The sequence below is a fragment of the Hymenobacter aranciens genome (assembly GCF_030580865.1).
In the GTDB taxonomy this organism is placed as follows: Bacteria; Bacteroidota; Bacteroidia; order Cytophagales; family Hymenobacteraceae; genus Hymenobacter; species Hymenobacter aranciens.
This window is the reverse complement of record NZ_JAUQSY010000011.1, coordinates 181,971-192,759: the sequence shown is the minus strand read 5'-3', so window position 1 is coordinate 192,759 and position 10,789 is coordinate 181,971. Positions and strand designations below refer to the sequence as shown.

The following is a 10,789-nucleotide window of genomic DNA, read 5'->3' as shown; positions in this document are numbered from 1 at the left end:
GTGGCCGCCCCGCAGCTGCTGGCCTGGTCCGACGACCTCGCCGCCCGGCTGGGTCTGGCCCGCCCCCCGGCGCGCGGGCCGGCCGTCGATGCCCTGGCCGGCAACCTCGTCACCGGCAGCATGAAGCCCTTCGCCGCCCGCTACGGCGGGCACCAGTTCGGCAACTGGGCCGGGCAGCTCGGCGACGGCCGGGCCATCGCTCTCGGCGAGCTCGCCGCCCCCGATGGCACGCGCTGGGAAATCCAGCTCAAGGGCGCCGGCCCCACGCCCTACTCGCGCCGCGCCGATGGTCGCGCCGTGCTGCGCTCCTCGGTGCGCGAGTTCCTCTGCTCCGAGGCCATGCACCACCTCGGCGTGCCCACCACCCGCGCCCTGAGCCTCGTCGGCACCGGCGACCAGGTCGTCCGCGACATGTTCTACAACGGCAACCCCCAGGCCGAGCCCGGGGCCATCGTGGCCCGGGTGGCCCCCAGCTTCGTGCGCTTCGGCAACTTCCAGCTGCTGGCCGCCAGCGGCGAAATCGACAACCTGCGCGCGCTGGCCGATTACGTCATCCGCCACCACTTTCCCGCGCTGGGCGCGCCCGGGCCGGAGGTGTATTTGCGCTGGTTTGAGGAAGTAGCCCGCCGCACGGCCGTGATGGTGGCGCAGTGGATGAGCGTAGGCTTCGTGCACGGCGTGATGAACACCGACAACATGAGCATCCTGGGCCTCACCATCGACTACGGCCCCTACGGCTGGCTGGAGCCCTACGACCCCGCCTGGACGCCCAACACCACCGACTTCGGCCAGCGCCGCTACGCCTTCGGCCAGCAGCCCGCCGTGGCCCTCTGGAACCTCTGGCAGCTCGGCCAGGCCCTGGTGCCCCTCGTGGCCCAGCCCAACGACCTCAACCAGGGCCTCGACCGCCACCGCGCCACCCTGGCCACCACCCGCGCCGCCCTGCTCCGCCAGAAGCTCGGCCTGCTCCACGACCTGCCCGACGACTCCGCCCTGCTCGACGCCCTCCCCGAAGCCCTGGCCGAAGCCGAGGTGGACATGACCATCTTCTTCCGCCGCCTCTCGCACCTGGCCCCCGCCCTGCTCGCCGCCGCCCCCACCGGCGAAGAAGCCGCCTTCCAAACCCTGCTCGCCGAAGCCGGCTACCTGCCCCAGCCCCACCCCGGCACCGCCCCGCTGCTGGCCTGGCTGCCCCGCTACCTCGCCCGCCTGCGCCACGAGCCTGCCGCCCCCGAGGCCACCCGCCGCACCATGCTGGCCGCCAATCCCAAGTACGTGCTGCGCAACTACCTCGCCCAAAACGCCATCCAGGCCGCCGAAAAAGGCGACCTGAGTTACCTCGAAACCCTGCTGCAGGTGCTGCAAAAGCCCTACGACGAGCAACCCGAACACGAAGAATTAGCCGCCAAGCGCCCCGCCTGGGCCTGGGACCTGCCCGGCTGCGCCACGCTCTCGTGCAGCTCGTAGGGCTGCCGGCAGCAGTCAGATTTAATCACTAAAAAAGCCCCGCCGGCCAACTGCCAGCGGGGCTTTTCACTGCTTGCTTCAACCGACTTAGCGCCGGCGCCCAAACAAGCGCAGCAGAAACAAAAACAGGTTGATAAAATCCAGGTACAGCGTCAGCGCGCCCAGCACCGAAGCCTTATCGGTGAACTCCTCGCCCTGCACGTAGCCCACCAGCGCCAGCTGTTTCATCTTCTGGGTATCGTAAGCCGTGAGCGCCACGAACAGCAGCACCCCCACGAATGAAATAATCATCGACACGCCCGAGCTCATCAGAAAGAAGTTTACCACCATCGCAATGGCCAGCCCGATGAGAGCCATGCTCAGCAGCTTGCCCCAGCCTAGCAAATCCTGCTTTGTGAAGTAGCCATACAAGCTCATAATCCCGAACGTGGCCCCGCTGATAAAGAACGTAGAGGCAATGGAATCGAAGGTGTACACCAGGAAAATAAAGCTCAGCGTGAGCCCATTCAGCAGCGCGTAGCCGATGAAGGCCGCCTGCACCTGCGTGCGGCTCCACTCAAACGCCCGGGCCGAGAGAAAGCCCACCACCGCAAACTCGGCGATAATCAGCCCAAAGAACACCAGCCGGTTGCCGAACACCATTTCCATCAGTGTCGGCGAGGCCGAGGCCAGCATGGCCACGCCCCCGGTGAGGCCCAGCCCGGCGGCCATCCAGCCGAATACCCGGGTGATAAACTGCGCCTGCACCGCCGCCGCTTCCTCCGCCGGGATGGTTATCTGCTGCGGCATCCGCTCAAATTCGTTTTCTTCCATAAAGAGTAGGTTGTTGAAAAAGGTGAAGAACGGGCGCTAAGCTACGCACGGCGCCAGATAATAGCGCGATGTAGCGCGAACTTTGTAGTTCGCGTCCCCGCGCCGATTCAACGACTGGAACGGCGCGGGGACGCGAACTACAAAGTTCGCGCTACATGCACACCCCTTCCCTGCTCCTCACCGCCCTCACCCTGCTGGCCTGCACCCAGCAGTCGCCCCGCGAAATGGCCGCCACCGGCGTGCCCGCCGCCCCGCCCGCCACCGCCGTGGTCTACGAAACCCCGGCCGCGCCCACTGCCGCGCCCTTCCTCGAAACCTTCGAAACCGGCAGCAAGGGCGCCTACGCCCCGGCCGATGAAACCCTCGCCACCGGGAGCTGGCGCTTCGAGGATGCCCTCATCGGCGCCTCCGACCAGGACCATAAGGCCGGCGAGCACGCCGCCCGCCTGCGCGGCCTCGGCCGCCTCACCATGCAGTTTAACGCCCCGGCCGGCGTGCGCACCATTCGCCTGCAGGCTGCCGCCTACGGCCAGGACGGCCCCAGCACCTGGGAGCTGTGGCTCAGCCGCGACGGCGGCCGCACGTGGCAGCGCAACGGCCAGCCCATCGCCACTAAAGGCCCGAAGCTCGTCACCAGCACCTTTGCCGGCACCGCCACCGAGCCCATCCGCCTGCAAATCCGCAAAACCAGCGGCGGCGACAACCGCCTCAACATCGACAACATCAGCCTGGAAACCGGCACAGTCATAGCCACCGCCCCCAACACCCAAAACCAAATACCCAATACCAAAAACCAAACACCCAACACCCAAACCCCGAACACCAAGTCCGACAACGACAATTTATTGCTCGGCAACCCCTCCGGCGCCACCGCCAACCCTACTGCCACGACAAATTACCTCCTCACCCGCCCCCAGTTCGCCACCGGCTACAACGCCCAGCGCGGCACCCCCACCTGGACCTGCTGGCACCTCGGCCGGGCCGACATCAGCGGCGCCGCCCCCCGGCAGGACGACTTCCGCCCCGACCCCGCCCTGCCCCGTCCCTTCTACCCCGTCACGCCCAAAAGCTACAGTAGCTCGGGCTTCGACCGCGGCCACAACTGCCCCAGCGCCGACCGCTCGGCGACCCTCGACGACAACTCGGCCACCTTCCTCATGACCAACATGGTGCCCCAGGCCCCCAACAACAACCAGAAAACCTGGAACCACCTCGAAGCCTGGACCCGCGAGCAGGTCGAAGCCGGCCAGGAAGCCTACGTGCTCATGGGCTGCTACGGCCGCGGCGGCACCGGCGCCAAAGGCCTCACCCAGACGCTCGACCAGGGCCGCGTGATGGTGCCCGCCCGCATCTGGAAAGTTGTCGTGCTGCTCCCCGCCGGTGCCAACGACCTCCAGCGCCTCGCCGCCGGCCAGGGCAAAGTAATTGCCGTCGACACGCCGAACGACAATGCCATCGACCCTGACTGGCAGAAGTATCAGACCTCGGTTGATAAGATTGAAGCCGCCACCGGGCTCGATTTGCTCAGCGCCCTGCCCGCCGCCGCCCAGGCCCGGCTGCAACGCTAGCGCTGGGATTAAAAGGTAGTTAAAGGTGTAACCCTTGCTGCTATTGCCGGGTTCAGGGGCCAACCACCGGCTCTTACCCGGCCGCCCCTTGCCTGCATGCTGCTCGATACCAAGCTTCCCTTCACCTACATCGTCAACCGCATCATGCCCGACGTGGTGCGGGTGCTGCTCATTTCCATCTTTTTCCAGGTAGTGAAGTTTTACTTCGCCGGCTACCTGCCCCAGATTCCGCTGCAGTTGCCTACCATTCTGGGGGGCTGCATTTCGCTGCTGCTGGCCTTCAAAATCAGCCAGTCGTACGACCGCTGGTGGGAGGCTCGCAAAGTGTGGGGCGGTATCGTCAACGACTCGCGCACGCTGCTGCTGCAGGTCAGCACCTTCGTACCCGACGCCCATTTGCGCCGCGACACCCCCGACTCCGTTCTGCACCGCCTGGCCTACCGCCAGATGGCCTGGTGCTACAGCCTCGGCCAGTCGCTGCGCGGCCTTGACCCACTGGCTGGCCTCGCGTCCTACCTCACCCCCGCCGAGCTCGCCGAGCTGCCCAACCACGCCAACAAACCCCTGGCCCTGCTAGCCCTGCACACCGCCCAGCTCAAAACCCTCTACCAGCAGCAGGCCCTCAACGACTTCCAGCAAGTGCAGCTCGACTCGACCCTGCTGCGCCTCTGCGACTCAATGGGCCGCGCCGAGCGCATCAAGAGCACCATCTTCCCCACCAGCTACCGCCTGCTGGTTTACCTGTTTATCTACGTCTTCCTCACCACCCTCAGCCTCGGGCTGGTCGAAACCATCGGCATCTGGGAGGCGCCGCTGCTGCTCACCATTGCCACGTCCTTCTTCCTGCTCGAGCGCACCGCCCGCTACCTGCAGGACCCCTTCAACAACAAGCCCACCGACACCCCCGTCACGGCCATTGCCCGCACCATCGAAATCAACCTCCGGCAGCTGCTGCACGAAACCGAGGTGCCGGCCCCGCTAAAGCCGGAGTCGTACTACCTAATGTAGAAGAGCGTCATGCTGAATGCAGTGAAGCATCTCGCATGCAGCAGTAATTCCTTTTGATTAGGTTTACTGCCACATGCGAGATGCTTCACTGCATTCAGCATGGCATTATCCATGTTCCCGCCCCGCCTGCACCGCTCTATTCACTACCTCATCGCCCTGGTATGGCTCGTCAACGGCCTGCTCTGCAAAGTGCTGCTGCTGGTGCCGCGCCACGCCACCATCGTGGCCCGCATCCTTGGCCCCACTCACGCCGAGGTGCTTACCCGCCTCATTGGGCTGGGTGAAATCGGCATCGCCGTCTGGGTACTCAGCGGCTGGCGGCCCCGCTGGTGCGTAGCCGTGCAAATTTGCCTCGTGCTGAGCATGAATACCTTGGAAGCGCTACTCGCGCCCGACCTGCTGCTCTGGGGCCGCGCCAATGCCGTGTTTGCCGCCTTATTCTGCCTGCTGCTGTACCTTCACGGTGGCCGTCGGGCCCGCTCCTCCGTTTCCTGAACAGACCGTCATGCTGGCCTGGCTCCAAACCCATCCCTTCGCCGTCGAAGCTTACTTCGAGCACTCGCTGGTGCTCACCTTCGCCGTGCCCCGGGCCGAGTTGCAGGCCCTGCTGCCCGCCCCGCTGGTCGTCGATTCGTTTGATGACGACTGGGGCTTCATCGCCGTGGCTATGGTCCAGACCCAAAACCTGCGCCCCCAGGGCTTTCCGCGCTGGCTGGGCCAGGACTTTTTCCTGCTCGGCTACCGCGCCTTTGTGCGCTACCCCGATGCCCGGGGCAAGCGCCTGCGTGGCCTCTACATCCTGCGCTCCGAAACCAACCGGCACCGCATGAGCTGGGGCGGCAACCTCTTCACCCACTACAACTACCATACCGTCGACATCGCTCAGCACCTCACCGCCGAACGTCTGCGCGTGGAGTCACAGCAAGGTGATTTGCGCGTCGAAATCCAGCTGCCTACCGGTGGCGCGCCGGTGCTCCTGCCGCCGCAGTCGCCCTTCGCCGACTGGGCGGCCGCCCGCCGCTTTGCGGGCCCGCTGCCTTTCACGTTTTCCGTCGTCGGCCAGCAGGTTATCATCATCGAGGGAGTGCGCGAGCACTGGCAACCCCAGCCCGTCGCCGTCACCGAGGCCCAGGTCGGCTTTTTCGCGCAGCTCGCGTTCTCGAAACGCTTGCTGGCCAATGCCTTTCTGGTCCGCAACATCCCTTATTCCTGGAAAAAAGGCCGCTCCGAAACATGGCAGCACTAAGGAAATTTGGGCAGGGCGTGGGCAACGTGGTGCGGTTCAACTGGCCGTTTTATGGGCTGGCTTTGGGGCTGGCCGCGGCCTTGGCGCTGGCGGCTACGCTCGGCCCGCAGACGCTACACCCCTGGCTCTGGCTGGTGCTGGCGGCGCTGCTGCTGCCAGTGCTTAGCTCGCTGGCCGCCACCATCTGGGTTTACGACCTTTCGGCACTCTACCGCCTGCGCTGGCTGCCCATCACGCCGCCGCCTGGCGCTACTATTCTCAGCCTAAGCGCCGGGTTCGATGAAATCAGCCCCGCGCTCCAGCAATACTATGCTCCCGCCCAGCTGCTGGCCGCCGACTTTTACGACCCTGCCCGCCACACCGAGGCCTCCATTGCCCGCGCCCGCCGCGCCTACCCGCCCGCCCCCGGCATCCTGCCCGTGAGCACCAGCGCCGCCTTACCCTGGCCCACGGCCTCCATCGACGCCGTTTATGCCTTCCTCGCCGCCCACGAAATCCGCGACGCGGCCGAGCGCGCTGCGTTCTTCCGCGAGCTGGGGCGCGTCACCCGGCCCGGGGGCTTCATCGTCGTGACGGAGCACCTGCGCGACTGGCCCAACTTCCTGGCTTACAATATTGGTTTCCTGCACTTTCATTCACATCGCGCCTGGCTGGACACTTTCGCCCGGGCCGGCCTGCAGTTGCGGCAGGAAGTGAGCCTCACGCCCTTCATCACGTCCTTCATTCTGAGCGCGCATGGTCACGCAGCTTAAAGTCATCGGCTTCTTCCTGGTGCTGCTGGCCTTGCTGCACGCAGGCTTCGCCCGCTACTTCGGCTGGCGCCAGGAGTTTGCCCCCGTCAGTCTCATTAATCGCCAGATGATGTACGTGCACACCTTTTTCGTGGCCTTCACCGTGCTGCTGATGGGCCTGCTCTGCTTCACCTCAGCACCCGAACTGGTAGGCACGCCGTTGGGCCGCAAGGTGGCGCTGGGCTGCGGCATCTTTTGGCTGGCCCGGCTGCTGGTGCAGTTTTTCGGCTACTCGCCGCAGCTCTGGCGTGGCAAGCGCTTCGAAACCATTGTGCACGTGGTATTCGCGGCCGGCTGGACCTATCTGAGTGCCGTATTTCTACTCGTAGCCCGGGGGCCGGGCTAAGTACCTGGCCGCTACACCCGCTCGTAAATCGGTCCGCGTTCGCGCATGTACCCGGCCATGTCATCATCACCCAGCCTGGTCCATAGCTCAAAGCCCTCATCGCGTTGCATAAAGGCCCGCAGCACCGGCTGCATCTCCGTCATGAGCTGCTTTACTTCTTCGCTGCCGTCTACTTCAATCCGCATGTGATAACGGCTCAGGGCGTCGGGCGCATCCGCTTTTATATACAGCATATACGCCTCGCGCACGCGCGGGTGCTGGCTCAGCAGGGCCTGCAGCGCATCTACCATCCCGGTCGGAAATTCCTTGTCCAGGTCAATTGTGACTTGGCCTGATGCGGGCACCGGACAATCGCTCATCATGAGGCCCGGGTCGTGCTCGTGGCCCGCCAGCATTGCCGGGATACCGCTGGCTCTCAGCGTCAGTTGCTTGGACGAAAAGGGGTTTAGCACGTAGTCCACTCCCTGCATTTGCGCCATCAGCTCGCGGGCCCGCAGCTGTATCCACCGAATGTGGGCCGGCAGGTCTTCCGCCTCGCGCACCCGCGCTTCGGAAGTAAACAGCGGCATACTACCGTCCGAAAGCTGCAGCGGCGCTATCGGCATCAACTCACCAACAGCGTCTTCCGCACTGGGCACTTCCTCTACCAGTACCCACAGGTTACTGTCGGGCAGGCGGCGGTTAAACTCGGCCCGGTAGCCCGGGTTGTCAAACGCCTGCTCGAACAGCTCGTCGATGTCGGCGGCGGGCAGCCGGTCGGCCGCAGTGGGTACAAACTGAGATTCGTCGAACCAGTCGGGAGTTTCCATGGGAATGCAGATGAAAGTGAATTGGCTTCAAACGTAGCAATTTCCTTTCACATTTACCAATCGGCCGCTGGTTTCGGCCTAGGTTTCCGTCAGCATCGTCTTGAAGCCCGTCAGTTTGCCCTCGGCCGAGTGGCCCAGCGCGTAGGCGTATAATTGCGGGCCGCTACCTACACGGTACACCCTGGTGTCGCTCAGCTCCTGCTTCATGAACATCTGCAGAGCTTTATAGCGGTTGGCCAGGTCCACGTCGCCCAGCACGCCGTCGTCGGCCGTGTGGTTGCGCAGGAACTGCGCCAACTCCAGCTTTTCGATTTTGGCTGAAACCGGCTCTACCAACACTTTATGAAGAACGGCATCGGTCAGCTCCCCGCTCGGCACCTCGTAGCTCACCGCCTCCAGCGGCGCCTCCGATTCGCTCACGAAGAACAGTCCTTTGGTCAGTTCCTGCAGCTGCTGCAAAGTGGCATCAGCGGCCGGCTTCCCGGCTGATTGAGCTTTGGCCGCCTCTGCTTTTTTGTCGCTTTCCAGCCCACTGCCGCCTTCTACTTTCGCAGCAATGTCGGCAGCCAGCTCCTGCATCCGTTCTTCGGGCACCTTGATTTTGGGGTTGGCGAAGTTCATATCCGCCACCTTATTCATGGGAATGAGATGAATGTGCGCGTGTGGCACTTCCAGTCCAATCACCGCCACACCGATGCGGCGGCAGTCCACGGCCGCTTTCACCCCCTTGGCCACGCGCTGCGCAAACTGATGCAGCGCCGCCAGCTCGTCAGCAGGCAAATCGAAGATATAGTCAACTTCCTTCTTGGGAATGACCAGCGTATGGCCTTCCACCAGCGGCGTGATATCAAGAAAAGCGAGGTGGTCGGCGTCTTCGGCGACCTTATAAGCGGGCAGCTCGCCGGCAACGATGCGAGAGAAAATGGAAGGCATAGTGTTTTGAGTAGTCAGTATGAAGTATTGAGTAGTTGGACGTGGCTGCTCTACGTAACACAAACATAAAAGGCCCGCGCCTGATGGCGCGGGCCTTCTTGATTTCATAACCCAGGCGGGCGGAATTACTTCTAACTACTCAATACTTTGTACCGAATACTCAAACCTACCGCGAAATCTCCAGCACTTCAAACTGCAGCTTGCCGGCGGGTACCACGATTTCGGCCGTGTCGCCCACCGATTTGCCCAGCAGGCCGCGGCCAATCGGCGACTTCACCGAGATTTTGCCGGCCGCCAGGTTGGCTTCTTCCTCGGCCACCAGCATGTAGTCGAGCACCATGTTATTCTTCAGGTTTTTCAGCTTCACCTTGCTCATGATAAGCGCCTTGCTGAAATCCATGTTGGTTTCATCAATCAGGCGGGCGTTGCCGACTACTTCTTCCAGCTTCGAGATTTTGAGCTCCAGCAGGCCCTGGGCCTCCTTGGCGGCGTCGTACTCGGCGTTTTCGCTCAGGTCGCCCTTGTCGCGGGCTTCGCGCAGGTCCTCAGCGGCTTTGGCACGGCCGCGAATTTTCAAATCCTGAAGCTCGTCCTTGAGTTTTTGCAGGCCCTCGGCAGAGTAATAGTTGATGGTGGCCATGAGTGGGAGTTCTTAATCGGGTTGGCTAAAAAACAAGGAGAACGGCTGGCACTGCCAACCGTTCTCCCTCGTTAGGTTCAGTACAAAGATACACAAAACCGCTTAGCGCGGTTCCGCATTGGTGGGGTGGCGGGCCAGAAAATCGGCCAGCTTGCGCGTCAGCACCTCATTGATGCGGGCATAGCTCTGGTGCGTCCAGCCGGCTATGTGGGGCGAGAGCACCACGTTGGGCGCGTTTTTCAGAAACTCGAACACTTTGCCCTGCGCTTCGTTCAGCGTGTGCAGCCGCTCGTTTTCGAGTACGTCGAGGGCGGCGCCGCGCACGTAGCCGCCGCGCAGGCCGCGCACTAGGGCGGCGTGGTCGAGGATTTCGCCCCGCGCCGTGTTCAGCAGCCAGAAGTTGCGCTCCGACACCGTCAGGAAGGCGTCGTTGATGAAATGGTGATTGGCCTTGGAATACGGGATGTGCAGGCTGATAACGTCGGAACGGCCCTGTAGCTCTGCCAGGCTTACCAGTTTGGCATTGCCGTCGGACTCGCATTTTGGGTCAATATCGTGGGCAATAACTTCGACATCGAACCCGCGCAGCACGCGGGCAAAGGAGCGGCCCATGTGCCCGTAGCCCAGCAGGCCCACGGTTTTGCCGGCCAGCTCCTCGCCGCGGTTGTCTTCGCGCAGCCAGCGGCCGTGGCGCACCTGGTAGTCGGCCGTCGGGATGTGCCGGAACAAGGCCAGCAGCAGCCCCACGGCGTGCTCGCCCACCGCCGTACGGTTGCCCTCCGGCGCATTGATGAGCTCGACACCGGCGGCTTCCAGAGCCTCCATATCAATATTATCGGTGCCCGCTCCGGCCCGCGCCACGTAGCGCAGGTGCGGTGCGTTTTTGAGCAGCGCTGCCGTGATGCGCAGCTTGCTGCGCACCACCAAGCCCTCGTAGGGAAAGCCGGCCAGCGCCTCCGGCACCTCGGCCGCTGAGAGGTCGGGGCAGTACTTGATGGTGACGCCGATGTTCTTAAAATCCTGGCGCAGCGAGCGATGCATTTCATCAACGACCAGGCACACGCCGGACGATACCCGCTTGGGCGGCGGACAGGGTTTTTCTTGCAGGGGGTTGGTGGACATAAGTTTGAAGTAGAAAGTAGTGCGGACTTTGTAGTCCGCGAGTCAG

General features: G+C 63.5%; 12 protein-coding genes. 7 read left to right on the top strand and 5 right to left on the bottom strand.

Annotated features, from left to right (window positions below):
* Positions 1-1,467, top strand: a 1,467-nt coding sequence (locus Q5H93_RS17235) for a protein adenylyltransferase SelO (RefSeq protein WP_305007860.1), incomplete at its 5' end; no start/stop codon positions are given.
* An 87-nt stretch (positions 1,468-1,554) separates the two neighbouring features.
* Here the strand turns inward: Q5H93_RS17235 and Q5H93_RS17230 are convergent.
* Positions 1,555-2,280 (bottom strand): Bax inhibitor-1/YccA family protein, encoded by a 726-nt coding sequence (locus tag Q5H93_RS17230; RefSeq protein WP_369811057.1) that lies wholly within the window; start codon positions 2,278-2,280, stop codon positions 1,555-1,557.
* A gap of 155 nt (positions 2,281-2,435) precedes the next feature.
* Between Q5H93_RS17230 and Q5H93_RS17225 the strand changes: the two genes are divergently transcribed.
* The 6 genes from Q5H93_RS17225 (at position 2,436) to Q5H93_RS17200 (ending at position 7,239) form a co-directional block, all read left to right on the top strand.
* Positions 2,436-3,848, top strand: a complete 1,413-nt coding sequence (locus tag Q5H93_RS17225) for a DNA/RNA non-specific endonuclease (RefSeq protein WP_305007859.1) — start codon at positions 2,436-2,438, stop codon at positions 3,846-3,848.
* Between the two features lie 96 nt (positions 3,849-3,944).
* Entirely contained in the window at positions 3,945-4,856 is a 912-nt protein-coding gene (locus Q5H93_RS17220) for a bestrophin family protein (RefSeq protein WP_305007858.1), read from the top strand.
* A gap of 99 nt (positions 4,857-4,955) precedes the next feature.
* Positions 4,956-5,351, top strand: a complete 396-nt coding sequence (locus tag Q5H93_RS17215) for a DoxX-like family protein (protein WP_305007857.1) — start codon at positions 4,956-4,958, stop codon at positions 5,349-5,351.
* Between the two features lie 10 nt (positions 5,352-5,361).
* Positions 5,362-6,102 carry a DUF2071 domain-containing protein gene (locus tag Q5H93_RS17210; protein ID WP_305007856.1) on the top strand — a complete coding sequence of 247 codons (741 nt, stop codon included), beginning with the start codon at positions 5,362-5,364 and terminating at the stop codon, positions 6,100-6,102.
* The gene (locus Q5H93_RS17205) at positions 6,090-6,854 is read left to right on the top strand and encodes a class I SAM-dependent methyltransferase (RefSeq protein WP_305007855.1); all 765 of its coding nucleotides are present in this window, start codon (positions 6,090-6,092) and stop codon (positions 6,852-6,854) included. The genes Q5H93_RS17210 and Q5H93_RS17205 overlap by 13 nt, the downstream gene beginning before the upstream one ends.
* Positions 6,838-7,239 carry a hypothetical protein gene (locus tag Q5H93_RS17200; RefSeq protein ID WP_305007854.1) on the top strand — a complete coding sequence of 134 codons (402 nt, stop codon included), beginning with the start codon at positions 6,838-6,840 and terminating at the stop codon, positions 7,237-7,239. Before Q5H93_RS17205 ends, Q5H93_RS17200 begins: the two co-directional genes overlap by 17 nt.
* A gap of 11 nt (positions 7,240-7,250) precedes the next feature.
* On the opposite strand, the gene Q5H93_RS17195 is transcribed toward Q5H93_RS17200, so the two are convergent.
* The 4 genes from Q5H93_RS17195 to Q5H93_RS17175 form a co-directional block, all read right to left on the bottom strand.
* Positions 7,251-8,048 (bottom strand): enhanced serine sensitivity protein SseB C-terminal domain-containing protein, encoded by a 798-nt coding sequence (locus Q5H93_RS17195; RefSeq protein WP_305007853.1) that lies wholly within the window; start codon positions 8,046-8,048, stop codon positions 7,251-7,253.
* Positions 8,049-8,126: 78 nt separating this feature from the next.
* Complete coding sequence (locus Q5H93_RS24245; protein WP_369811056.1) at positions 8,127-8,981, bottom strand: nuclease A inhibitor family protein; 855 nt, start codon at positions 8,979-8,981, stop codon at positions 8,127-8,129.
* Between the two features lie 166 nt (positions 8,982-9,147).
* Positions 9,148-9,621: a transcription elongation factor GreA gene (gene greA, locus Q5H93_RS17180; RefSeq protein WP_305007852.1), complete on the bottom strand. Its 474-nt coding sequence runs from the start codon at positions 9,619-9,621 to the stop codon at positions 9,148-9,150.
* A 102-nt stretch (positions 9,622-9,723) separates the two neighbouring features.
* On the bottom strand, positions 9,724-10,743 hold the full coding sequence (locus Q5H93_RS17175) for an NAD(P)-dependent oxidoreductase (RefSeq protein ID WP_305007851.1): 1,020 nt from the start codon (positions 10,741-10,743) through the stop codon (positions 9,724-9,726).
* Positions 10,744-10,789: the final 46 nt, after the last annotated feature.